This window comes from Stenotrophomonas sp. KH_052 (assembly GCF_057838755.1).
This window is the reverse complement of sequence record NZ_CM174475.1, coordinates 4,089,682-4,112,360: the sequence shown is the minus strand read 5'-3', so window position 1 is coordinate 4,112,360 and position 22,679 is coordinate 4,089,682. Positions and strand designations below refer to the sequence as shown.

20 protein-coding genes are annotated in these 22,679 nt (G+C 66.6%); 15 read left to right on the top strand and 5 right to left on the bottom strand.

The window, feature by feature from the left end; genetic code table 11:
• Positions 1-36 precede the first annotated feature (36 nt).
• Entirely contained in the window at positions 37-1,257 is a 1,221-nt protein-coding gene (locus tag AC3ITW_RS18790; protein ID WP_006392399.1) for a D-alanyl-D-alanine carboxypeptidase family protein, read from the top strand.
• A 174-nt stretch (positions 1,258-1,431) separates the two neighbouring features.
• Here the strand turns inward: AC3ITW_RS18790 and AC3ITW_RS18785 are convergent, their stop codons facing one another.
• On the bottom strand, positions 1,432-2,505 hold the full coding sequence (locus AC3ITW_RS18785; protein WP_012512126.1) for a lipid A deacylase LpxR family protein: 1,074 nt from the start codon (positions 2,503-2,505) through the stop codon (positions 1,432-1,434).
• Between the two features lie 261 nt (positions 2,506-2,766).
• On the opposite strand from AC3ITW_RS18785, the gene AC3ITW_RS18780 reads away from it, so the two are divergent.
• The 7 genes from AC3ITW_RS18780 to gnd all read left to right on the top strand — a co-directional run bounded on the left by AC3ITW_RS18780 (position 2,767) and on the right by gnd (position 10,261).
• Entirely contained in the window at positions 2,767-3,045 is a 279-nt protein-coding gene (locus AC3ITW_RS18780; RefSeq protein ID WP_012512125.1) for a YbeD family protein, read from the top strand.
• Positions 3,033-3,743 carry a lipoyl(octanoyl) transferase LipB gene (lipB, locus tag AC3ITW_RS18775; protein ID WP_012512124.1) on the top strand — a complete coding sequence of 237 codons (711 nt, stop codon included), beginning with the start codon at positions 3,033-3,035 and terminating at the stop codon, positions 3,741-3,743. The genes AC3ITW_RS18780 and lipB overlap by 13 nt, the downstream gene beginning before the upstream one ends.
• Positions 3,744-3,761: 18 nt before the next feature.
• Positions 3,762-4,772 (top strand): lipoyl synthase, encoded by a 1,011-nt coding sequence (gene lipA / locus AC3ITW_RS18770; RefSeq protein ID WP_006392304.1) that lies wholly within the window; start codon positions 3,762-3,764, stop codon positions 4,770-4,772.
• 291 nt (positions 4,773-5,063) lie between these two features.
• Positions 5,064-7,241 carry a carboxy terminal-processing peptidase gene (locus AC3ITW_RS18765; RefSeq protein ID WP_012512123.1) on the top strand — a complete coding sequence of 726 codons (2,178 nt, stop codon included), beginning with the start codon at positions 5,064-5,066 and terminating at the stop codon, positions 7,239-7,241.
• Between the two features lie 245 nt (positions 7,242-7,486).
• On the top strand, positions 7,487-8,089 hold the full coding sequence (locus tag AC3ITW_RS18760; RefSeq protein ID WP_006392232.1) for a DUF2242 domain-containing protein: 603 nt from the start codon (positions 7,487-7,489) through the stop codon (positions 8,087-8,089).
• 17 nt (positions 8,090-8,106) lie between these two features.
• On the top strand, positions 8,107-9,345 hold the full coding sequence (locus AC3ITW_RS18755; protein WP_012512122.1) for a hypothetical protein: 1,239 nt from the start codon (positions 8,107-8,109) through the stop codon (positions 9,343-9,345).
• A 10-nt stretch (positions 9,346-9,355) separates the two neighbouring features.
• Complete coding sequence (gene gnd / locus AC3ITW_RS18750) at positions 9,356-10,261, top strand: phosphogluconate dehydrogenase (NAD(+)-dependent, decarboxylating) (RefSeq protein WP_006470430.1); 906 nt, start codon at positions 9,356-9,358, stop codon at positions 10,259-10,261.
• Between the two features lie 335 nt (positions 10,262-10,596).
• Here the strand turns inward: gnd and AC3ITW_RS18745 are convergent, their stop codons facing one another.
• Positions 10,597-11,640: an oxidoreductase gene (locus AC3ITW_RS18745; protein ID WP_012512121.1), complete on the bottom strand. Its 1,044-nt coding sequence runs from the start codon at positions 11,638-11,640 to the stop codon at positions 10,597-10,599.
• A gap of 171 nt (positions 11,641-11,811) precedes the next feature.
• Here AC3ITW_RS18745 and AC3ITW_RS18740 point away from each other — a divergent pair, with 171 nt between their 5' ends.
• The 4 genes from AC3ITW_RS18740 (at position 11,812) to AC3ITW_RS18725 (ending at position 16,165) form a co-directional block, all read left to right on the top strand.
• Positions 11,812-12,195, top strand: coding sequence for a BON domain-containing protein (locus AC3ITW_RS18740; RefSeq protein ID WP_012512120.1), 384 nt, complete (start codon positions 11,812-11,814; stop codon positions 12,193-12,195).
• Between the two features lie 199 nt (positions 12,196-12,394).
• Positions 12,395-14,212, top strand: a complete 1,818-nt coding sequence (locus AC3ITW_RS18735; protein ID WP_006392039.1) for a sensor histidine kinase — start codon at positions 12,395-12,397, stop codon at positions 14,210-14,212.
• Positions 14,209-14,649, top strand: a complete 441-nt coding sequence (locus AC3ITW_RS18730; RefSeq protein WP_005411057.1) for a response regulator — start codon at positions 14,209-14,211, stop codon at positions 14,647-14,649. The genes AC3ITW_RS18735 and AC3ITW_RS18730 overlap by 4 nt, the downstream gene beginning before the upstream one ends.
• 4 nt (positions 14,650-14,653) lie before the next feature.
• Entirely contained in the window at positions 14,654-16,165 is a 1,512-nt protein-coding gene (locus AC3ITW_RS18725; protein ID WP_012512119.1) for an ATP-binding response regulator, read from the top strand.
• Positions 16,166-16,236: 71 nt separating this feature from the next.
• Here AC3ITW_RS18725 and AC3ITW_RS18720 read toward each other — a convergent pair whose 3' ends face one another.
• A complete protein-coding gene (locus AC3ITW_RS18720) occupies positions 16,237-16,986 on the bottom strand; it encodes a proteasome-type protease (RefSeq protein WP_489389835.1) in 750 nt (249 codons plus the stop codon).
• Positions 16,987-17,077: 91 nt separating this feature from the next.
• Between AC3ITW_RS18720 and folK the strand changes: the two genes are divergently transcribed.
• On the top strand, positions 17,078-17,563 hold the full coding sequence (gene folK / locus AC3ITW_RS18715; RefSeq protein ID WP_065724673.1) for a 2-amino-4-hydroxy-6-hydroxymethyldihydropteridine diphosphokinase: 486 nt from the start codon (positions 17,078-17,080) through the stop codon (positions 17,561-17,563).
• Positions 17,564-17,643: 80 nt separating this feature from the next.
• Here the strand turns inward: folK and AC3ITW_RS18710 are convergent, their stop codons facing one another.
• Positions 17,644-18,381, bottom strand: coding sequence for a pteridine reductase (locus AC3ITW_RS18710; protein ID WP_006391894.1), 738 nt, complete (start codon positions 18,379-18,381; stop codon positions 17,644-17,646).
• A 59-nt stretch (positions 18,382-18,440) separates the two neighbouring features.
• On the opposite strand from AC3ITW_RS18710, the gene AC3ITW_RS18705 reads away from it, so the two are divergent.
• Together AC3ITW_RS18705 and AC3ITW_RS18700 are read left to right on the top strand one after the other, a co-directional pair.
• Complete coding sequence (locus AC3ITW_RS18705) at positions 18,441-19,625, top strand: class I SAM-dependent methyltransferase (RefSeq protein ID WP_012512116.1); 1,185 nt, start codon at positions 18,441-18,443, stop codon at positions 19,623-19,625.
• Positions 19,622-20,014: a VanZ family protein gene (locus AC3ITW_RS18700; RefSeq protein WP_012512115.1), complete on the top strand. Its 393-nt coding sequence runs from the start codon at positions 19,622-19,624 to the stop codon at positions 20,012-20,014. Before AC3ITW_RS18705 ends, AC3ITW_RS18700 begins: the two co-directional genes overlap by 4 nt.
• A 212-nt stretch (positions 20,015-20,226) precedes the next feature.
• On the opposite strand, the gene AC3ITW_RS18695 is transcribed toward AC3ITW_RS18700, so the two are convergent.
• Positions 20,227-22,584, bottom strand: a complete 2,358-nt coding sequence (locus tag AC3ITW_RS18695; protein ID WP_006391724.1) for a beta-N-acetylhexosaminidase — start codon at positions 22,582-22,584, stop codon at positions 20,227-20,229.
• Positions 22,585-22,679: the final 95 nt, after the last annotated feature.

The window sequence follows — 22,679 nt, the reverse complement described above, 5'->3', positions numbered from 1 at the left end:
CTCCATTCCCGGCCGTCCCCTGGAGCCTGCTGTCCAATGAATTTCCGTTCCGCCGCCACCGCCCTGGCCGCCACCCTGGTGGTGGGCCTGGCCTCCGCCCAGACGCCGCTGCCGACCCCGGCCACGCCGACGCCTGCCGCCGCCGCTGCTGCCCCGGCCACCGTCGCCACCCCGCCGGCACCCGCGCCCAGCGTGTCCAAAGCCTGGGTGCTGATGGATTACGCCACCGGCCAGGTGCTGGCTGGTGAAAACATCAACGAACAGCTGGCCCCGGCCAGCATCACCAAGGTGATGACGTCCTACGTGATCGCCGCCGAGGTCAAGAACGGCAAGGTCCGTCCGGACGACCAGGTGATGATGAGCGAGCGCGCCTGGCGCGAAGGTGGCGCGGGTACCGATGGCAGCTACAGCGGCTTCCCGGTCAACCAGACTGCACGCCTGGAAGACATGGAAAAGGGCATGGCGATCCAGTCCGGCAACGACGCCGCGATCGCCCTGGCCGAGCACGTGGCAGGCAGCGAAGAAGCTTTTGCTTCGCTGATGAACAGCTACGCGGCCAAGATCGGCATGAAGAATTCGCACTTCGTGAATGCCCATGGCCTGACCGCCCCGGGCCACCACAGCAGCGCCTACGATCTGGCACTGCTGGGCCGCGCGATGGTGCGCGATTACCCGGAAACCTACGCGTACAACAAGATCAAGGAATTCCAGGTCGGCAACATCAAGCAGCCGAACCGCAACCTGCTGCTGTGGCGCGATGGCAGCGTGGACGGCATCAAGACCGGCCACACCTCGGAAGCCGGTTACTGCCTGATGAGTTCTGCCCAGCGTGGTGACCAGCGCCTGGTGGCCGTGGTGCTGGGCGGCCAGTCGGAAAAGCAGCGTGCCGATGACAGCCTGGCCCTGTTGAACTGGGGCTTCCGCTTCTTCGAGACCCATCGCCTGTACGAGCCGGGCAAGGCCGTGGCCGAGCACAAGGTCTGGAAGGGCACCACCGACAAGGTGCAGCTGGGCGTGGCCCAGCCGATGCTGGTGAGCGTGCCGCGCGGTCGCTACAACGACCTGAAGCCGAGCATCGACGTGCCCAAGACGCTGGAAGCGCCGTTCACCGCCGGCCAGCAGATCGGCACCGTGAAGGTGATGCTGGATGGCAAGCTGGTGGCCGAAGCGCCGCTGGTGGCGGTGGCTGCCGTCGAACAGGCCGGCTTCTTCAAGCGCCTGTGGGACAGCTTCTGGATGTGGTGGGAATCGGAATGATCCACGCCCCGGCGTGGTGAAGGAAAAGGCCGGCAAATGCCGGCCTTTTCCGTTTCGGGATGCCGCTTGCGCATGAATCCTGCCGGATGTGGGTAGTGCCGGCCGCTGGCCGGTTCCTCATGAACCCATCCGGATATGCCGGCCCCGGTGTGCCGACCAACGGTCGGCACCTACTTACAGCGAGCGGCTGATGGTGAAGCTGCCGAACACGGGCGCCTCGCGCTGGCCGTTGAACTCGCGCGTGCTGTGATAGCGCGCTGCGGCGAACTTCCAGCGTCCGTACATCACGGCCACGCCGTAGCCGCCGTAGGCCACCACATGACGCTTGTCCACGCTGTGACTGCTGCGGAACGTGTTGCCATCCAGCGTGATGTCGCGGATCACCCAGGCAGCGTCCGAGGTCGCGAACAGGTGCCAGGACCAGCCATTGGGACGGCCGCTGCGGGTCGGCGCAGTATTCTCACCGGCCGGGCGCAGCGGCGTGCTGCCGAAGTCGTCCGGCAGCTTCCAGCCGAAGCGCACTTCACCGCCGAGGTTGGCCTTGGTTTCCAGGTTGCCGATCGACCCGCCGTAGTGGCTGATCGCGTCCCAACCCCAACCGTCGGCATTGATGCTGGCATCGCCCGGCCAGCGGCGCATGCGCTCATGGGTCAGCATGAACAGCGGTTCGTTGTGCAGCTGGTTGTCCCAGCCCTTGAATTTCTCGTCGCCCAGTACTTCGTGCACCGCATTCTGCACCTGCTTGCCCTGTGCCCACGGGCCGACCACGCCCAGCGTCAGCTGGGTGGTCTGCAGACGGTCGCCGCTGCGCGCATTGAAACCGAAGTTTGCGATCAGTACGCCGGCGTAAGGGCGGTCGTCCTCGATCAGGTCCCTGCGGCTGAAATCAGTCGGGGTGAAAATGCCCTGGCCGATGCTGAAGATCATGTTCTGCTGTTCGAACTTGCCCGGATGCAGTCCTTCCAGGTACTGGTTCACCCAGCGCGCCATGCGCGGCAGGCACGGGTCATCGGTGTAATCGACCAGGTTGGGCGAGACCAGGGTCAACAGCGCACCGTTGGTATAGCCCTGGTCCTGGTGGCGGCCACCGAACAGGTCGTTGTCGACGCGGAAATTGATCTGCGGCGGGTGGTCGCGCATCGCGTCCGGGCCACATTGTTCGGCCGCCTGGGCGGCAAGGGGGAGGGCAGCGGCCAGCAGGCCGGACAGCCCGAGGGCCGTGAGGCGGCGTTGGGAAGGGGGGCTCATGAGGAGGTTTTTTCTGTCTGTCGTTATCTGCCGCGACACGGTACTCGTGCGGGCGTGATGGAACGAGCGCGTTCGAATCACTTGTCTGTTCCGAAAACGACATTGTCTCGTGAAGACAATCCTGTACTGCCCTGCGGCGCCTGCGCGGGCAATGGCCAATGCTGAACGCCTGTTCAGGTGCAACGCAGCGACTCATTGGTGGGTCTGCTGACTTCGATGAATACTCTTGGGTTTGTTGCCTTGCGGCCCGATAATGGGGGCATGGAAATCAAGTCCGACAACCCCGACCACGGCTTCCAGTTCCCCGGCCAGTTCGAGCTCAGCGCGATGGGCCCGGCCAACCGCGGCCTGGAACATGAGCTTCCCCGCCTGCTGCTGGCTGCCGGTATCGATGTGGTCAATGAACGCATCAGCTGGAAGCATTCGACCAACGGCAAGTACGTGTCTGTGCGCATGGTGTTCAAGGCCGAGAGCCGCGAACAGTACGATCTGGCGCACCAGGCACTGCGCGACCACCCGGAAGTGAAGTGGACGCTGTAGCCGACAGCTGCCCGGCCGAAGCCGCCCCGGAACACCGCGCGCCGCGCCCGGCGGTGGTCCGTGATCTCGGTCGCCAGCCCTATGAGCCGGTGTGGCGTGCCATGCAGCGCTTCACCGACCAGCGCAGCGACGCCGATGCCGACGAGCTGTGGGTGGTCGAGCACGATCCGGTGTTCACTCTCGGCCAGGCTGGCAAGGATGAGCACGTGCTGGCGCCCGGTGAGATCCCGGTGCTGCACGTGGATCGTGGTGGCCAGGTGACCTACCACGGCCCCGGCCAGATCGTGGTCTACCCGCTGCTGCGCCTGCCGCGGCTGGGCATCGGCGTGCGCGACTACGTGTGCCGCATCGAACAGGCGATCATCGACACGCTCGCCGAATGGAACATCGGCGCTGAGCGCCGCGAGGGCGCCCCCGGCGTCTATGTCGGTAACGCCAAGATCGCCGCGCTCGGCATCCGCGTGCGCCGTGGCTGCACCTTCCATGGCCTGGCCTTCAACGTGGCCATGGACCTGGAACCCTTCCACCGTATCAACCCCTGTGGCTATCAGGGGTTGCAGGTGACCTCGGTGGTAGACTTGGGTGGCCCCTCCGGGATGGATGCCGTCAAGCCGGTGCTGCTGGACCACCTGGCCCGCCAGTTCGGCCTGCTGCTGCAGCACACGCCCGAACTGCCTGATTTTTCTGCGGCCGCCTGACCGCCACCCGGAACTGCCATGACTGAATCCACCGCCCGTTCCATTCCCCTGCAGATCGTGCAGGGCGATTCTCCGTCCGCCGCGCCGTTGCAGGCCGGAGTCAAGCAGCTGGGCGGTGACAAGATCAACCGCTCGCCGGTGCAGTTCGCCGACGCGCCGGTGCTGCGCAAGCCGTCGTGGATCCGCGTGCGCATTCCCTCGGGCAATGCGGTGCAGAACCTGAAGGCCAAGCTGCGCGAGAACCGCCTGGTGACGGTGTGCGAGGAAGCCAGTTGCCCGAACATCCACGAGTGCTTCGGCCACGGCACGGCAACGTTCATGATCCTCGGCGAAGTCTGCACCCGTCGCTGCTCGTTCTGCGACGTCGCCCATGGCCGCCCGAAGCCGCCGGATGCCAACGAACCGGCCAGCCTCGGCCAGACCGTGGCCGACATGGGCCTGAAGTACGTGGTGGTGACCAGCGTCGACCGCGATGACCTGCGCGACGGCGGTGCCCAGCACTTCGTCGACTGCATCAGCGCCATCCGCGAGAAGTCGCCGGGCACCCGCATCGAAGTGCTGACCCCGGATTTCCGTGGCAAGGGCCGCATGGAGCGCGCGCTGGAGATCCTGGCGCAGAACCCGCCGGATGTGTTCAACCACAACATCGAGACCGTGCCGGACCTGTACCGCAACGTACGCCCGGGCGCGGACTACCAGTGGTCGCTGAACCTGCTGAAGAACTTCAAGGCGCAGCACCCGGAGGTGCCGACCAAGAGCGGCATCATGCTGGGCCTGGGCGAAGAGTTCGAACAGATCAAGGCCACCATGCGCGACCTGCGCGCGCACGACGTGGACATGATCACCATCGGCCAGTACCTGCAGCCGACCGCGCACCACCACCCGGTGCTGAAGTACTGGACCCCCGAGGACTACAAGGCGCTGGAAGACTACGGCTACGAGCTGGGCTTCAGCCACGTGGCCTCCGGCCCGATGGTGCGCTCGTCGTACCACGCCGACGTGCAGGCCAAGGGCGCCGGCGTCTCCTGATCGGTAGCGCCGGGCCATGCCCGGCGAGCGCAGCGGGAAAGAGCCGCCGGGCATGGCCCGGCGCTACCGATCGGTGGCCCACCGCTACCGATGGGCGCGCCCACCGTTGGTGGTGGGTGCGGACCGTTGGTCCGCACGCCTTCGCCTGCATTCACAATTTGCTACACCGGCCCCGCTAGGCTGGTTTTCCACCGAACGCGGCCGGATGACAAACCCGGCAACTTTCGGCACTGTCGCGGTGTCTGAACACCCCGCAGTCTCCCCCTTGGCAAGGCGCCTTCGAGCACGTCAATGAAATTCAAAGCCCCCGCATTCCTGATGGCCCTGGCGCTGGTCGCGCCGCTGGCGTTGGCGGCCAAGGCCGACTCGCCCGCATTGCCTGCTGCGGCCACCGCCGATCAGGTGACCACCTCCAAGCTGGTGTACGGCCTGTTGTCCGACAGTCGTTATGCCTACCGCCCGCGCGCGCTGGACGAGGCCACCTCCAAGGACGTGTTCAAGCGCTATCTGGAAACGCTGGACGGCGGCAAGCAGTACTTCACCCAGGCCGACGTGGCGCGCTTCGCGCCGTTCGAAGCCAACATTTCTTCGGCCATACGTGGCGGCGAGCTGGAGCCGGCGTTCCAGGTATTCGCCGTGTACAAGCAGCGGGTCGGCGAACGCGTGGCCTATGCGCGCAAGCTGCTCAAGCAGGAACCGGACTTCACCGCCGACGAGCGCTTCGAATACGACCGCAAGAAGGTGCCGTGGGCGGCCAGCAGCGCCGAACTGGACGAGCTGTGGCGCAAGTCGGTCAAGAACGATTGGCTGCGCCTGAAGTTGGCCGGCAAGAAGCCCGACGACATCCGCAAGACGCTGGACAAGCGCTATGCGACGCTGCAGAAATCGGTCAACGAACTGAAGGGCGAAGACGTCTTCCAGTTCTTCATGAATTCGTACACCAGCGCGGTCGATCCGCATACCGACTACTTCACCCCGCGCACCGCCGAGAACTTCAACCAGGCGATGTCGCTGTCGCTGGAAGGCATTGGCGCGCAGCTGCAGCGCCAGGACGACGTGGTGGTGATTCGCGAGATCATCGCCGGTGGTCCGGCGGCGGTGGACGGCACGCTGAAGCCGGGTGACCGCATCGTTGGCGTCGGCCAGGGCAAGTCCGGCCTGATCGAGGACGTGATCGGCTGGCGCATCGACGATGTCGTGGCCAAGATCCGCGGCGCCAAGGACACCGAGGTCAAGCTGGAATTCATTCCGGCGGCCGAAGGTGCCGACGGCAAGCATCACACCCTGGTGCTGACCCGGCAGAAGGTGCGCCTGGCCGAACAGGCCGCCAAGGGCGAGACCATGAGCATCCCGGCTGCCAACGGCGAGCCGGCACGCAAGGTCGGCGTGATCAAGCTGCCGACCTTCTACCAGGACTTCGAAGGTCGTCGTCGCAACGCCGCCGACTACGCTTCGGCGACCCGTGACGTGGCCAAGCTGCTGGCCGGCTTCAAGAACGACAAGCTGGACGGCGTGGTACTGGACCTGCGCAACAACGGCGGTGGTTCGCTGGACGAAGCAATTGAACTGACCGGTCTGTTCATCGAGCAGGGCCCGGTGGTGCAGGTGCGTGAATCCGGTGGCCGCATCACCGTCAACAGTGACCGCAACCAGGGCGTGGCCTGGGACGGTCCGCTGGCGGTGTTGATCAACCGTGGCTCGGCCTCGGCCTCCGAGATTTTCGCCGGCGCCATCCAGGACTACGGTCGTGGCCTGGTGATCGGTGAAACCAGCTTCGGCAAGGGCACCGTGCAGAACATCGTCGATCTCGACCGTTGGCCGAGTGGCGAAACCCAGCGCTTCGGCCAGGTCAAGCTGACCATCGCCCAGTTCTTCCGCATCAGCGGCAGCAGCACCCAGCACAAGGGTGTGGTGCCCGACCTGGCGTTCCCGGCCAGCGTCGATGCCACCGAATTCGGCGAGAGCACCTACGACAACGCCCTGCCGTGGACCCGCATTGCTGCCGTGCCGCACACCCAGTACGGCAACTTCGCGCCGCTGCTGCCGAAGCTGGAAACCCGCCATGACGCGCGCATTGCCGCCGACAAGGAATTCCAGTGGTGGAACGAGGACGTGCAGCAGTTCCGCACCGAGGCCGCGAAGAAGTACATCTCGCTCAACGAGGCCACCCGCCGCGCCGAGCGTGAGCGCCAGGACACCCAGCGCAAGGAGCGCCAGGCGATGCGCAAGGAACTGGGCCTGGCCCTGGACCCGCTGGCCGATGACAGCAACGACGACGGCCTGACTGGCAACGAGCGCGACATCGTGAAGGATGCCGCCCGCGAGAAGGCTGCCGAGAAGCGTCCGGATCCGCTGCTGCGCGAGTCGGCCTCGATCCTGGCCGATGCGGTGAACCTGCTGGCCAATGACCGCCCGCTGTCGGCGCAGGTGCTGCCGCAGTCCACCGGCGCTGGTCGCTGGGCGGACTGAGCCGGCGACGGCATGTGATAGCCGAGGGGCCGGCATTGCCGGCCCCTTTCTGTCTGGGGACCTCGTTCACGGTAGCGCCGGGCCGTGCCCGGCGAGCGAAGTGGATCGCGCGCTTCCGCCGGGCATGGCCCGGCGCTACCGGCGCATGAACAGGCTGCAACGACGGGGGCTGGCGGGCGCACTTTCGACCTGCTGCACACGGGCGCGGGACTACCCTTGGCGGTACTGTCCTCGCAGGAGTACCCATGCGGGCCTCTCGTTTTTCCAGTGCTGCCGTAGCCCTCGCCAGCGCTCTGGTCCTGTCGGCCTGCGGTGGTCGTGCCGCCGACAGCACCGTGCTGCGCGAATCCTTTGATTCCGGCGATACCTTCTCGCGCACGGTCGATGGTCGGCCGGCTGATGCCTGCGAAGCGGCGCGGCGCACCCTGCTCAGCCAAGGCTATGCAATCGCCCGTTCCGACGATACGCAGGTGGAAGGCAACAAGAACTTCCAGCCGCGCGAGGATGACCACGAACAGCTGGTGCTGCGCATCTCCTGCGCGCCACGCGGCAGCCAGGCGTTGGTGTTCGTCAGCGCGGTGCAGGACCGCTATGCGTTGAAGAAGAGCCCAACCTCGGCCAGTGTTGGTGTCGGTGCGCTGGGCTCGGTGTCGCTGCCGTTCGGCAGCAATGACGACTCGCTGGTGAAAGTGGCCAGCAGCACGGTCACCGATGCCGAGTTCTATCGCCGCTTCTTCCAGCGCCTGCAACAGTACCTGCCGGCGGCTGCGGGCACGCCATCGCCGTTGCCGCCGCCACCACCCGCTGCAGCTCCCGAGCCCGCACCGGCCCGCACGGACCAGGGCTGAACGTGCACGGCGGGTTGATGGGCGCGGCCCTGATGCTTGCGCCTGTGCTGGGCATGGCGGCCACAGCCGCCGACTGCACGCAGGGGCTGCTGCAGCGGCTGGGCTGGCGTTTCGATGAAGTCGCGCTCAGTACGCCGCAGGAGCACGGCGGCGCGGTGTGTACGCGCGCGTCGCTGGCCGAGGCGCAGGCCGCCGGCGATCTGCGCGTGCGCTGGCCGGCAGACATGCCCGCTGCAACGCGCCAGGCCTTGCTGCAGCGGCTGCTGGATGATCCGGCCACGGTCTGTGCCTATGCGTTCCAGCTGGGCGCAGCCACACAACGTGCGACCTCGGCATTGCAGGCCAATACCCGCTTCCGATTTTCCGGCCCGCAGCTGGGCTGGATCGGCTTCGGCCTGCAGGGCCCACGCGCCCAAGGCTGGCAGCGCACGCGCAGTTTCGGCCGCGGCTATGTTCCCGAGGCGGGCAACAGCCATGCACTGCAGGCCTTCTACGGCGGTGCCGTGCGTGCCGAATGCGGGGTCGGCCGCCAGGTCGCGCAGCTGGCCACGCAACGAGAGCTTTATGGTGATGCCGCGTTCGATACTGAGTTCGCAGCAGATGAACTGTCGATCGGCACCTTCCTCGCCCTGCACGAGACCGACAGCATCCTGCTCGGTGCCCACGCGGGTGATTTCTTCGCTGATGGCAAGGCGGTGCGCACCTCGGCGATGGGACGGCAGGCCTTCGTCGGCGTGCCCGGTTTCATCGAGCACGTGTACGACAAGGGCACGCTGGATGACCTGAGCAACCAGGCCGAGAACTTCGTCGTGGTCGAGGTGGGCGAGGGCGCCGCGCAGGCACTGGCTGAGCATGGCGGCCTGGCCTGGTACGACCAGCGCAATGTTGAACTTTGGACGCTGGCCCAGCGCATTCCGCGCGTCGGCCGGCGCTACTTCGAGCGTCTGTTGTTCGAGCGCGACCCGGACCTTCGTGCACGGCTGGAACCGCGCTACCACGCCACGCTGGCACGCATGGACCAGCTGCTGGACGATCCGTTCTACCAGCAGTTCGTGATCTATGTGCATCCACGCGGTATACGTCCCATCGGCTACCACATCGCCCGCCTGCTCGATCGCAACCCGCGAACGCCGTTTTCGATCGACCTGGCGGTGCACAATCTGCATACCACGCTCTACCGGCGTTGGCGCGAGGCGCAGCTGCGCCACTGCGCGGCTACCGGCAGGCCAGGCAGCCTGACCCTAGACCCCAACTGAAGGTGAAACAATGGATATTGCAATGATCGGCCTCGGCCGCATGGGCGCCAACATGGCCCAGCGCCTGCATCGCGGCGGCCACCGCGTGGTCGGCTACGACCCGGGCGAAGGCGCCCGACAGCGCGCCGCCGAGGCCGGCCTGGAGGTGGTTGATTCGCTGGCCGCCGCAGTTGCCGCGCTGCCGGTGCCGCGCGTGGTGTGGCTGATGGTGCCGGCCGGCGAAACCGTCGACCAGACCCTGGGCCAGCTGACCCCGCACCTGGCCGAGGGTGACATCGTCATTGATGGCGGCAACTCCAACTACCAGGACTCGATCCGCCGCGCGAAGGCGCTGGCCGAGGACGACCTGGGCTATGTCGACTGCGGCACCAGCGGTGGCGTGTGGGGCCTGCAGGAAGGCTACAGCCTGATGGTCGGTGGCGAGGCCTCGGTGGTCGAGCAGATCGCGCCGCTGCTGCGCACCCTGGCCCCGGCCGAGGATCGCGGCTGGGCGCGTGTCGGCCCGTCTGGCGCCGGCCACTTCACCAAGATGGTCCACAACGGCATCGAGTACGGAATGATGCAGGCCTACGCCGAAGGCTTCGCACTGATGGAGCGCAAGCAGGAAATGGAGCTGGACCTGGCCCAGGTGGCCGAGGTGTGGCGCCACGGCAGCGTGGTGCGCTCGTGGCTGCTGGACCTGAGCACCGAAGCCCTAAAGCGCAATCCGTCGTTGGATGGCATTGCACCGTACGTGGAAGACTCCGGCGAAGGCCGCTGGACGGTTGCCGAAGCGATCGCACTGGATGTACCGGCACCGGTGATCACCCTGTCGCTGCTGGAACGCCTGCGCTCGCGCGAATCGAATTCGTTCACCGACCGCCTGCTGTCGGCGATGCGCAACGAGTTCGGCGGCCACGCCATCAAGAAATCGTAAGCACCGCGGTGGGGTCGGACCCCTTCGGCGTTGCCGAAGGGGTCCGACCCCATGAAGCCAGTCGAGCATGGCTCGACTCTACAAAAGCCGTCTCCGATGGTTTCCACGTCGATGTGTCGACCAAGGTCGACACCTACCAACAGCGGCTTGAAACTGTCGAAGGCGGGGTGGGTCCGGTTGCGGGGGCGTGAGCCGCATGGATGCGGCGACCGAGCCTCCATGGACGGATTCACGGCGTCCCCCGCAACCGGACCCACCCCGCCATCCCACGGAATGCCCGCTTTTGACGTTGCCGTTGCCGTTGATTCGGCAGGTGCAGGGCGCAGCCCTGCCGGTCACCCCAACTGAACCCGCCGCCCTTCGCGCGCGCTGTCCATCCCCGCCTGCAGCAACCGCATCAGCTGCAGCGCCTGCATCGGACTGACCGTCGCTTCGCCGTCACCGTGCATCGCCGCAGCGAACTGCGCATACAGCCGCCGGTAGTCACCGGGCAGGTTGTCGACGGTACTGCGCTGTACGTTGTCCTCCGCATCGCAGTGCACCAGCTCACCATGCCGCGGATCGATGCCCCAGCCTGGCGCCCCCGGCGCAACCCCACGCCGCAGCTGCGCTTCCTGCACGTCCAGGCCGTGCTTGATCCAACTGGCTTTGCTGCCATGCACGCTGAAGTGTGGTGTCTGCGCCGCAACCAGCGAACCGGCATGCACGATCGCGCGATGCCGCGGGTAGTGCAGCACCGCGTGGAAGTAATCGATGCCGCTGCCACCTTCGCGCTGCACGGCCAGATCGGCATCGATCGACTGTGGCCAGCCGAACAGCTCCAGCATCTGGTCCAGCAGGTGCGGGCCGAGGTCGTACCACAGGCCACTGCCGGGGCCATCCTGCTCGCGCCAGCGCTCGCGCACCTGTGGCCGGTAGCGGTCGAAGTGCGCATGGCACTCGGCCACGTCGCCGAGCGTACCTTCGGCCAGCAGCGCCTGCAGGGTGAGGAAATCGGCATCGAAGCGCCGGTTCTGGAACACGGTGGCGATGCGTCCGGCATCACGTGCCGCAGCCAGCACCGCTTCGGCTTCAGCGACATCCAGCGCGAACGGCTTGTCGACCAGCACGTGCTTGCCCGCGGCCAACGCCGCGATGGCCAGCGGCGCGTGCTGTTCGTTCGGTGTGGCAATCACTACCGCATCCACTGCAGGATCGTCGAACACTTCCTGCGGCGTGGCACGCACGTGCACGTCGCTGAACGCGCGCAACAGGGTGTCGCGCTGCGAACTGACGATGCTGTGCAGCACCAGGCCGGGCGTGTGCTGGATCAGTGGCGCATGGAAGACACGGCCGGCGAGGCCGTAGCCGATCAGGGCCAGTTGCAGGTCGGGGCGCATGGCAGAGCTCCGGCAGTGGGGAAGGGCAGGGTAAACGACGGGGCATGGCAGGCCAAAACTGAACCGTTGCCGTTGGAAACGCTTCGATTCACGGCGGCATGACCGTAACGCCACGCCTGCTCTACGCCGGTGTGTCCAGACTGGCAGCACATCCCGAAGGAGTACGACACGATGAGCAATACCACCCGCACGCTGATCGCTTCCGCCCTGACGCTGGGCCTGGCGCTGTCCTCCTCGGCTGCATTCGCCAAGGATCCGGCCGCGAAGAGCCCGCCGACCAGCACCCATCCGGCCACCCACGCCGACCGCCATGATTCCAACGAGCCGGTGACCGACAGCTGGATCACCACCAAGGTGAAGGCCGACCTGCTGGCCAGCAGCAACGTCCCGGGCACCGAAATCAAGGTGGAAACGGTGAATGGCGTGGTCAGCCTGAGCGGTGCCGTGGCCACCCAGGCCGAGAAAGACAAGGCGGTCACCACCGCCAAGGGCATCAAGGGCGTGACCCGCGTCGATGCCGCCGCATTGAAGGTCAGCGCGGCCGCCAAGCGCTGAACCCGGTGGGCGCCCCGCGTGGGGCGCCCGCTGCTATGTAGAGCCGAGCCCATGCTCGGCTCTACAGCACCGGATTCCGAACCCGTTCAGCCAACCCGGCTGGAAACTCCAGAGTTGTGACCGCCTGCGCTATATTGCCCGTTCCGCCGCAGCCGGGCCGGTATCGGCCTATGCTCCGCGGCCGTGCTGACGAGGAACTATGGCGCAGGTTTTCAGTGACGACGTCTGGGATCGCTGGCGATTGCCGGCCCTGGCGCTGGCGGCTGCCGCGATCATCGTGGTGCCGTGGTTGACCCTGCGCAAACTGCAGCAGGACAACGAACAAGCGATGGCCTGGGTCAACCACACCCAGGCCGTGGGCGTGGCCCTGCAACAGCTGCAGGCCGATGTCCGCGATGTCGAATCGGCTGCGCTGACGCTGTCCAAGGGTGTGGACGCACCGGGCCTGCGTGAACGCATGGCCAAAGCGAATGAAATACCGGGCCGCCTGGCCCAGCTCGGCCGCATGACCCGCGATAATCCCGAACAGCTGATCCGCATTGGCCGCATCGAGTCGATGCTGGACGGGCGCCTGGCGGTGGCGCGCGAACTGGCCAAGTCCGAACCGAACAGCGACCAGCGCGAACTGGTGCAGGACCTGAGCACGCGTTACCCGATCCGTGGCCTGGTTGAGGAACTGCAGGCCAGCGAGGAAAAGTTGCTGGCACTTCGCGCCGAGCAGGCCGCACGCCAGCGCAGGCAGACCGAGTTTGTTTCCTGGAGCTCGCTGGTGGTGCAGCTGGCCCTGCTGGGCCTGGTGCTGTGGTTGTTGCAGCGTCAGATCGGCCGCCGCCTGCACGCCGAACGGCAATCGCAGCGCTCGGCCGCGCGCGCTGCGTCGGTACTGCAGACCGTGCGTGAGCCGATCGTGCTGCTGGATCGTGAGTTGCGCGTACAGCTGCACAATCCTGCATTCGCTGAGCTGTACGGGTTGCAGGATGAGCGGGCCGATGGCCTGCTGCTGGAATCGGTCGGTGATGGCGCCTGGCGGGATCCGGTCATGCGCCAGCGCCTGTCCGATGTGCTGCTGCGTGGCCGCGAACTGTGGGACTTCGAGCACGAACAGCGCGCCGCCGATGGCATGGTGCGCTACATGCTGCTCAACGCCCGGCGCATGCCACTGCCCGATACCGATGACGAAGTGGTGCTGATGACCGTCAGTGACGTTACCGTGCAGCGGGCCGTGCAGCTGCGCGTGGAAGAGCTGAACCGCCAGCTGGAAGGCAAGGTGGCACAGGTATCTGAGGTCAATCGCGAACTGGAGGCGTTCAGCTATTCGGTCTCGCATGACCTGCGTGCGCCGCTGCGCCATGTTGCCGGTTTCTCCGACAAGCTGTCGCGCCATCTGGGTGAACAGGCCGACGACAAGAGCCGCCATTACCTTGAAGTGATCTCCAGTTCGGCGCGGCGCATGGCAGCCCTGATCGACGACCTGCTGGTCTACTCGCGCCTGGGGCGCGTGGCGATGCGCCAGCAGGCGGTGGACATGCAGTCGCTGGTGGCCGATACCCGTGCCATGCTCGATTCCAACCTGCAGGCCGAGGCCGAAAACAGCGGCCATGCGCATCAGGTGGAGTGGAGCATCGCACCGCTGCCGATCGTGGTCGGCGATGAAAACATGATCCGCCAGGTCTGGCTGAACCTGCTCGGCAACGCGGTGAAGTACTCGGGCAACCGCGAGCCGGCAAAGATCCGCGTTGACTACCAGCTGCAGCCCGACGGTGGCCATCAGTTCACGGTCAGCGACAATGGTGCAGGCTTTGACATGGCGTACGCCGCCAAACTGTTCGGTGTGTTCCAGCGCCTGCACAAGGCCAGCGACTACCCGGGTACCGGCATCGGCCTGGCCAGCGTGCGCCGCGTGCTGACCCGCCATGGCGGCCGTATCTGGGCAGAAGCCGAGCCTGACGTCGGCGCCACCTTCCACTTCTACCTGCCTCCCGCGATCGACGCGGACAAACAAGGTCCCTCTGCATGACGACTCTGCGCACCATCCTTCTCGCCGAAGACAGCCCGGCCGATGCCGAAATGGCAATCGACGCTCTGGAAGAGGCGCGTCTGGCCAATCCCATCGTGCACGTCGAAGACGGCGTGGAAGTGATGGATTACCTGCTGCGCCGCGGCGCCTTCGCCAACCGTGAGGAAGGCCTGCCGGCGGTGTTGCTGCTGGACATCAAGATGCCGCGCATGGATGGCCTGGAAGTGCTGCGGCAGATCCGCGAGCACGAAGAACTCAAGCGCCTGCCGGTGGTGATCCTGTCGTCCTCGCGCGAGGAAAGCGACCTCGCCCGCAGCTGGGACATGGGCGTGAACGCCTACGTGGTCAAGCCGGTGGACGTGGACCAGTTCTTTGGCGCGGTGCAGACCCTGGGCAAGTTCTGGGCGTTGATCAACCAGGCACCGGAACTCGAGTGAGCCCATGCCCCTGACCGGTCCCGCCCTGGGGGCGCTGCGCATCCTGCTGGTGGAAGATTCCCCGGAAGATGCCGAGCTGATGTCCGAACAGATGCTCGATGCGGGCCTGGAAGCCCGTTTCGAGCGTGTCGAGAGCGAGGTCGAGCTGCGCCAGGCGCTGGCTGCGTTCGTGCCGGACATCGTGCTGTCCGACCTGAGCATGCCGGGATTCTCCGGTGACGATGCACTGCGCATCGTGCGCGAGACCTCACCGGAAGTGCCCTTCATCTTCGTCTCCGGCACCATGGGTGAGGAGAACGCGGTGGCGGCGCTGCAGAAGGGTGCCAACGACTACATCATCAAGCACCTGCCGGCGCGCCTGCCGTCGGCGGTGGCGCGCGCGATCCGCGAGGCGCGCAGTGCGGTTGAACGCGCACGCGTGGAAACCGAGCTGATGCGCGCGCAGCGGCTGGAGAGCCTGTCGCTGCTCGCCGCCGGCCTCAGCCATGACCTGCGCAACATCCTGCAGCCGCTGCTGATCATGCCGGACCTACTGAAGGCCCGTACCGACGATCCACAGCTGCACCACCTGGCCGATGTCATCGCCGAGTGCGGCCGTCGTGGCCACGAGATGGCCGAATCCATGCTGTCGTTCGTGCGTGGCTCGCGCAAGCCGAGTGAACGCATCGAGATCGATGGCCTGTTCGATGCGGTGGCACTGCTGTTGCGCAGCAACGTGCCCGATGCCGTGCGTCTGGAACTGCAGGTGCAGGACCAGGGCCTGGTGGTCGATGCCAATTACACCGAGTTGCAGCAGGTGATGTTGAATCTGGCGCTCAACGCGATCCAGGCGATGCCCAACGGTGGCCGGCTGAGCCTGACCGCCAGCCATGCCGGCCAGCGCGATGGCGTGGACTGGATGCAGATCCGTGTGGTCGATGAGGGCATCGGCATGGATGCGGACACGCTCTCGCACCTGTTCAACCCGTTCTTCACCACCAAGGCCGATGGCACCGGCCTGGGCCTGATTTCCTGCAAGCGCATCGTTGAAGGTGCCGGCGGCAGCATCCACGTCAGCAGCCAGCCGGGGCAGGGAACGTGTTTTGAACTGCGACTGCCGATGCACGAGGCCATTGATGGCAGCGAGCCGATCGAGCAGCTGGTGGCGCTGGGCAGTGGCCAGTCGATCCTGGTGGTCGATGGCGAAGCCACCCGCCTGTCGCTGCTCGGTAATGCGCTGTCCAGCCAGGGCTATCAGCTGCAGTTGGCATCCGATGGTCCGGCGGCGCTGCGCTGGATGCAGCAGGAGGCGTTGCCGGCACTGGTGATCGCCGACGCCGGTTCCAAGCTGCTGCCGGCCAGCCAGCTGCTGGGCGAGATGGCTGTACTGGGCTATCGCGGCCCGGCGCTGGTGCTGGAAGACGCAACGGTGGATGTATCGGCCGATGCATTCCCCGCTGGCGTGGAAGTGCACGTGCTGCGCAAGCCGCTGCAGATGCAGCAGGTGTTCCGCGCGGTGGCCGAAGCGCTGGGCTGACTGCGCCTCGCCGGGCATGGCCCGGCGCTACCGAAGGTTGTGGGTAGCGCCGGGCCATGCCCGGCGGCAGGTCAGACCGGGCGATCCGTGGTTTCCCACGGAAACCGCGGCAGGCTGTCCACCGCCTGCTCCAGCCGTCGCGACCAGTTCTGGTGGATGTCGGCATACAGCGCTGAATCCGCACCCAGCCGCAGCTGCTGGCCGATGCGCAGTTCGCCATCGCGCAGCAGCGCCAGGTCGATCGGCAGGCCCACCGACAGGTTGGAGCGGATGGTGGAGTCCAGCGAGACGATGGCCGTGCGTGCGGCATCTTCCAGACGTGTTGCCGGGCTGAGGATGCGGTCGAGGATCGGCTTGCCGTACTTGGATTCGCCGATCTGCAGGTAGGGCGTCTCCGGCGAGGCGGCGATGGCGTTGCCCAACGGGTAGACCATGTACAACCCTGGGCGTTCACCGGCAACCTGGCCGCCGAAGATCAGCGTGGCCTGGGTGTTGACCCCGTCATGGCCGTGCTCGCTGTGCTCGGTCTTGACCTGGCTGTCGACCAGCAACTGGCCAACGTAGGCTGCGGCCTCGAACAGGTGGGCCATGTCACGCAGGTTGGGCGTACGCCGCTCGTCGGCGTCGCGGACCAGGCGCGACACCAGCAGCTGGGTGGTGGCCAGGTTGCCAGCCGCCATCAGTACGTAGGCTGCCTGGCCGGGGTAATCGAACACGTGCAGCTTGCGGTGCACGCGCACATCGTCCAGCGAGGCATTGGTCCGGGTGTCGGCGGCGAAGACCAGGCCCTCGTCCACCTCGATTCCAACGCAATAGGTCATGTCGGTGCCCTATCATGTGCGTCCCGGATTGTAGGCAGGCCGCCGTGACGACGGCATGTCCACGCCCCCCAAGTGCCGTCACCTGAACCGCATGACCACCGTGCTCCTGAGCCTGGGCAGCAACGTCCAGCCCCGCCGCTACCTCCACGCCGCGGTGACGGCCCTGCGCGAGCGCTTCGGCGCGCTGCAGGTGTCACCCGCCTACCGTACCGCTGCGGTCGGCTTCGATGGCCCGGCCTTCCTCAACAATGCGGTGGCGATCGAGACCGAGCTGCCGCTGCAGGAACTGGACGACTGGCTGCATGCGCTGGAAGACGCGCACGGGCGTGACCGCAGTGGCCCGCGCTTCTCCGACCGGACCCTGGACATCGATGTGGTGTTCTACGGCGACCTGGTGGTGGAGGGCCCTGGCCACCTGCGCATCCCGCGTCCGGAGCTGAAGCACGCCTTCGTACTGAAGCCGCTGGCCGACATTGCGCCGGACTTCATCGACCCGGTCAGCGGCCAGGACCTGGCCACGCTGTGGCGTGCGCACAGGCAGTTTGGCGAAGCGTTCGAGGTCGTGGACCTCGAATGATGGCCGCTGGGCTCGCCGGGCATGGCCCGGCGCTACGGATCTACGTGACCCGGTAGCGCCGGGCCATGCCCGGCGGATCGTCAGCTGACCGTACGCCCGCCATCCACGCGCAGGGTATGGCCGGTGACGAAGCTGGCATCGGCCACCAGCCAGTACACCGCCTCGGCGATCTCTTCCACGGTGCCGATCCGCGCCAGCGGCGTGCGCGCCAGCAGCGCCTCGCGGGCGAAATCGTCCTTGCCCTGTTCCGGCCACAGGATCGCGCCGGGGGCCACTGCGTTGACCCGCACCTTCGGCGCCAGTTCCAGCGCCAGCGAGCGGGTGGCCATCTCCAGCGCGGCCTTGGCCATCGTGTAGGCGATGTGGTCGCGCATGGGGTCGGTGCCGTGCAGGTCGGTCAGGTTGACGATGCAGCCGTGCTGGCGGCGCAGGTACGGAGCTGCCGCCTGTGACAGCAGCAGTGGTGCCCGTGCGTTGACTGCATACAGCTCGTCCATCGCCTCGGCGGTGACCTGGCCCAGCGGGGTAGGGAAGAAGTTGGAGGCGTTGTTGACCAGCGCATCCAGGCGGCCGAAGTGGGTCACGGCCTGTTCCACCAGATCGGTCAGGGCATCGGCGTCACGCAGGTCGGCCTGCAGCGCCAGCACGCTGCCGGGGCGCACGTTGTCGAAATCGAACGCGGCCTGCTGCAGCTCGGCGCTGGAGGTGTTGGCATGCAGCACCACCGACCAGCCACAGGCATGGAACTGGCGGGCAATGGCCGCACCGATCCGGCGCGCGCTGCCGGTGATCAGGACCACGGGGGTGGTGTCGCTCATCGAGGGTCCTCCAAGGCTCGGCTATCCTGTGCACCATTGTCACCGCATTCGAAGACGCCATGCAGCCCACGTTCCCTCTGCCCGAAGCCGATGCCCTGGCCCACAGCGACCAGCTGGCCGCCGCCCTGCGCGCTGAAATCCTTGCGCAGGGCGGGGCGATGCCGTTCTCGCGGTTCATGGAGCTGTGCCTGTATGCCCCCGGCTGGGGCTATTACAGCGCCGGCGCCAGCAAGTTCGGCGGCAGCGGCGATTTCACCACCGCGCCCGAGCTCGGCAGCCTGTTCGCCGGCAGCGTGGCCAATGCGCTGGCCCCGGTGTTCGCCCAGTTGGGCGCTCAGGCGCGCATGCTGGAGCTGGGCGGCGGCACCGGCGCCTTCGCCGAAGCGGTGCTGCTGCGCCTGGCCGAGCTGGACGCACTGCCGGCGCGCTACGCCATCCTCGAACCCAGTGCGGACCTGCGCGAGCGCCAGCAGCAGCGCCTGCAGCAGAACCTGCCGGCGGAGCTGGCCGCGCGCGTGGACTGGGTCGACCGCCCGTTTGAAGAGGATTGGGAGGGCGTGGTGTTCGCCAACGAGGTGATCGACGCGCTGCCGACCCCACGCTTCCTGATCAGGGACGGCGAGGTCTACGAGGAAACCGTCGAGCTCGATGGCGATGGCAACTTCATCCGCGGTGCGCAGCCGGCCGACGTCCTGCTCAACGGTGCGGTGCGCCATCTTGAACGCTACCTGGAAAAGCCTTTTGCCGAGGGCTACCGCTCCGAAGTGCTGCCGCAGCTGCCGTACTGGCTGCAGGCGGTGGCCGGTGGCCTGCAGCGTGGCGCGATGCTGTTCGTCGACTACGGCTACAACCGTGGCGAGTTCTACATGGAAGATCGCGATGACGGCACCGTGCGCGCGTTCTATCGCCAGCACGTGCACAACGAGATCTACCGCTGGCCGGGCCTGCAGGACATCACGGCGTCGGTGGATTTCACCGCGATGGCCGAGGCCGGCATGCACGCCGGTTTCGAGCTGGCCGGTTACTGCAGCCAGGCCAGTTTCCTGCTTGGCAACGGCCTGGACCAGGTGCTGCTGCTGGCCGAGGAACGCACCGATGAAGTGGGGCGCATCCAGCTGCGTGACCAGGTGAAGAAGCTGACCCTGCCGACCGAGATGGGCGAGCGCTTCCAGGCCATCGGCCTGCAGCGCGACGTCGATTTCGAGCCGGCGTTCGAGCTGGGTGACCTGAGCTGGCGCCTGTGAGCCACGCGTTGCCAGTGATCAAGCCGCTGCAGCGGCCGCGCCTGTGGGCCGTGCTGTGGGCGCTGGCGGTGCTGTTGGTGATCGTGGTCTGCCTGATCCCGCCGCCGCCGATTCCGCTGCCGGAAAACAGCGACAAGGGCGAGCACTTCCTCGCCTATTTCATCCTCGCCGGCAGCGCGGTGCAGCTGTTCCGTCGCGGCCGCCCGCTGCTGTGGGTGGGCGTGGGCCTGGTACTGATGGGCATCGGTATCGAGTTCGCGCAGGGCGCGCTGACCAGCAATCGCATGGCCGACCCGATGGATGCCATCGCCAATACGATCGGCGTGTTGGCCGGTATGGTCACCGCGCTGACCCCGCTGCGCGACCTGCTGCTGCGCTGGCGCGGGTAAAGGCGTGCTGTAGAGCCGAGCCCATGCTCGGCTTTCCGGTTGAAAAGCAGCCGAGCATGGGCTCGGCTCTACAGTAGATCCACGCCGCGCCTGGATGGAATTTCAGTAGATCCACGCCGCGCGTGGATGGGATTTCAGTAGATCCACGCCGCGCGTGGATGAACTGCCTGAGGTGCCGACCAAGGTCGGCACCCACCAGGACAGACCTGCCGTTACTTCCCCAGCGTGACCTCATCCAGCACCCACATCGCCGGGCGCGTATCGCCGGTGAAGTTGATGCACAGGTCAGCGCTGCCCTGGGTCCCCTTCGGCAGCGTGGCGCGCAGGGTCACGAAGCCATCGGCATCCGGCTTGGCCGGCAATGGGACTTCGGCCAGCACCCTGCCGCTGCAGTCTCCGCGACGCACCTGCATCTCGCCGTGCGCACGCTTGGCCTTCTCGAAGCGGCGCTTGGGCTCGTCGTGGGCCAGCTGGAAGTAGTACGGAATGCGGCCGGCACGCACTTCCACGCTGCCGATGCCGTCCAGCTGCGCCTGCGGCCAGCGCCAGCACGGCTGGAAGATGTCGACGTTGAATACCGCACGGTTGCCTTCGCGCGGGCCATCGTCTTCCAGGCGCAGCACCAACCCCTTCTTGCCCACGCAGCTGAGCAGTTCATCGCTGCGGCGGCTGAGCAGCGATTGTGCGCTGAAGTCCGCGACCGTCGGCCTCGCGGCCAGAATCTGGCCCTGGTAGAACGCGGCGGCCTGCACGTTGGCGGGCAGCTGCGTGGTCAGCGGCTGCTGGTACAGCGGCGACTGCGCGGTCACTGGCTGTCCGTCGGTGCTGTAGCGCACTTCATAGCCCAGCGGGTTGGCCAGCGACAGAGTCACCGTGTTGGCCGCGCGGCTGTCGGTGTAGTCCACGCCCACTTCGAACGGGGTCTGCGCGTAGGCCAGGCCCCAGGCACGGTAGCGCTGCAGCTGTGCCGGCAGGCGTGCGAGGAAATCGCGGAAATCACGACGCTCCGGCGTGCTCCAACCGGTCTCGGCCACAGCGGCCAGGCGCGGGAACAGGTTGTGCTGCAGGCGCGCATAGCTGCGCGTGTGCTCGGTGAACATGTTGGCCTGCAGGCCGAGGATGTGCCCGCGCTTGTCGGCCGCCAGCTCGGTCGGTACCGGTTCGAAGTTGTAGAGTTTGCCGAGGTTGACCTGGGTCGGACGACCCGGCGGCTCGTTCGGCGAGGCGGTCTGCAGGTAGTCCAGGTACAGGTAGCCGACCGGCGACATGATCACGTCATGGCCGGCACTGGCTGCAGCCAGACCACCTTCGGTGCCCTGCCATGACATCACCGTGGCCTGCGGCGGCAGCCCGCCTTCGAGGATCTCGTCCCAGCCGATCAGGCGCCGGTCGTGCTCCTCCAGGAACGTCTCCAGGCGCTTGATGATGTGGCTCTGCATGGCCATTTCATCCTTGATGCCCAGCGCATGCATGCGCTGCTGCACCTGCTTCGAAGCTTCCCACTGGTCCTTGACCGCCTCGTCGCCACCCACGTGCACGTACTTGGCGGGGAACAGTTCGATCACTTCTTCCAGCACGTTCTCGAGGAAGGTCACCGTGCTGTCTTCGACGTTGAACAGGTTGGGGAACACGCCCCATTCGCTGAGCGGCTTCAGTGGTGTATCGATGGTGCCCAGTTCGGGATAAGCGGCGATCGCAGCGGTCGCATGGCCGGGCACGTCGATTTCCGGAATCACCTGGATATGCAGTTTGGCGGCGTAGGCGATCACCTCGCGGATCTGCTCCTGCGTGTAGAAGCCGCAGTACGGATGTTCCTGGCCACTGACCGGATCGATGCCACCGTCGCCGGCCGGCAGGCGGCAGCTGCCCACTTCGGTCAGCTTCGGGTAGCGCTTGATCTCCATGCGCCAGCCCTGGTCATCGGTGAGATGCCAATGGAAGGTATTGAGCTTGTGCGCGGCCATTGCATCGAGCACGCGCTTGATCTCGTCCAGGCTCTGGAAATGCCGCGCCGAGTCGAGCATGAAGCCGCGCCAGCTGAAGCGCGGCGCGTCCTGGATCTGCACTGCCGGCAGCACGCCGTTGCTGCCGCCGGTGGCGAGCTGGGCCAGGGTGGTCGCGCCGTAGAAAAGACCTGTCTCGTTGCCGGCCTGGATCACCACGCCCTGCGCGGTGCTCTCCAGCGTGTAGCTTTCGCCGCTGTCGCGGAAGGTGGGCACGATCTGGAAGCGGATGCTGCCGGTCTTGGCTGCAGCCTTGCCCTTGGCCAGGACCAGGCGCGGGCCACCACTGCGGGCCAGCAGGTCGGCGAACTGGGCGGCGACGCGCTGCGCGACTTCGCCTTCGGCCTGCAGCACGGTATCGGCGCGAACGGTGATGCCGCTGCCCTGGCCGGCCTGCACATTGCTGGGGGCGGGAATCAGCATCAGGCTGCCGGCGCGCAGCTGCGGGCCGGGTGCTTCAGCGGCAGGCGTGGGATCGGCGGCGAGTGCCGGCAGTGCCGGCAGCAGAGCGAGCAGGCTGCCCAGCAGCACTGCGCTGCGCATCCGGGCGCGGGAAGGCTTGACCATCGGAACGACTCCTTGGAACGGTGCGATGAACGCTATACATGAAAAACGCCGGGCCCGGAATGACCCAGGCCCGGCGTGCGTGCACGACTCGGCGA

What these genes read in the sequence shown, in the direction of transcription:
- AC3ITW_RS18790 (WP_006392399.1), top strand. Translation starts at nt 37, where the DNA reads ATGAATTTCCGTTCCGCCGCCACCGCCCTGGCCGCCACCCTGGTGGTG.
- AC3ITW_RS18785 (WP_012512126.1), bottom strand. Translation starts at nt 2,505, where the DNA reads ATGAGCCCCCCTTCCCAACGCCGCCTCACGGCCCTCGGGCTGTCCGGC.
- AC3ITW_RS18780 (WP_012512125.1), top strand. Translation starts at nt 2,767, where the DNA reads ATGGAAATCAAGTCCGACAACCCCGACCACGGCTTCCAGTTCCCCGGC.
- lipA (WP_006392304.1), top strand. Translation starts at nt 3,762, where the DNA reads ATGACTGAATCCACCGCCCGTTCCATTCCCCTGCAGATCGTGCAGGGC.
- AC3ITW_RS18765 (WP_012512123.1), top strand. Translation starts at nt 5,064, where the DNA reads ATGAAATTCAAAGCCCCCGCATTCCTGATGGCCCTGGCGCTGGTCGCG.
- AC3ITW_RS18760 (WP_006392232.1), top strand. Translation starts at nt 7,487, where the DNA reads ATGCGGGCCTCTCGTTTTTCCAGTGCTGCCGTAGCCCTCGCCAGCGCT.
- AC3ITW_RS18755 (WP_012512122.1), top strand. Translation starts at nt 8,107, where the DNA reads ATGGGCGCGGCCCTGATGCTTGCGCCTGTGCTGGGCATGGCGGCCACA.
- gnd (WP_006470430.1), top strand. Translation starts at nt 9,356, where the DNA reads ATGGATATTGCAATGATCGGCCTCGGCCGCATGGGCGCCAACATGGCC.
- AC3ITW_RS18745 (WP_012512121.1), bottom strand. Translation starts at nt 11,640, where the DNA reads ATGCGCCCCGACCTGCAACTGGCCCTGATCGGCTACGGCCTCGCCGGC.
- AC3ITW_RS18740 (WP_012512120.1), top strand. Translation starts at nt 11,812, where the DNA reads ATGAGCAATACCACCCGCACGCTGATCGCTTCCGCCCTGACGCTGGGC.
- AC3ITW_RS18735 (WP_006392039.1), top strand. Translation starts at nt 12,395, where the DNA reads ATGGCGCAGGTTTTCAGTGACGACGTCTGGGATCGCTGGCGATTGCCG.
- AC3ITW_RS18730 (WP_005411057.1), top strand. Translation starts at nt 14,209, where the DNA reads ATGACGACTCTGCGCACCATCCTTCTCGCCGAAGACAGCCCGGCCGAT.
- AC3ITW_RS18725 (WP_012512119.1), top strand. Translation starts at nt 14,654, where the DNA reads ATGCCCCTGACCGGTCCCGCCCTGGGGGCGCTGCGCATCCTGCTGGTG.
- AC3ITW_RS18720 (WP_489389835.1), bottom strand. Translation starts at nt 16,986, where the DNA reads ATGACCTATTGCGTTGGAATCGAGGTGGACGAGGGCCTGGTCTTCGCC.
- folK (WP_065724673.1), top strand. Translation starts at nt 17,078, where the DNA reads ATGACCACCGTGCTCCTGAGCCTGGGCAGCAACGTCCAGCCCCGCCGC.
- AC3ITW_RS18710 (WP_006391894.1), bottom strand. Translation starts at nt 18,381, where the DNA reads ATGAGCGACACCACCCCCGTGGTCCTGATCACCGGCAGCGCGCGCCGG.
- AC3ITW_RS18705 (WP_012512116.1), top strand. Translation starts at nt 18,441, where the DNA reads ATGCAGCCCACGTTCCCTCTGCCCGAAGCCGATGCCCTGGCCCACAGC.
- AC3ITW_RS18695 (WP_006391724.1), bottom strand. Translation starts at nt 22,584, where the DNA reads ATGGTCAAGCCTTCCCGCGCCCGGATGCGCAGCGCAGTGCTGCTGGGC.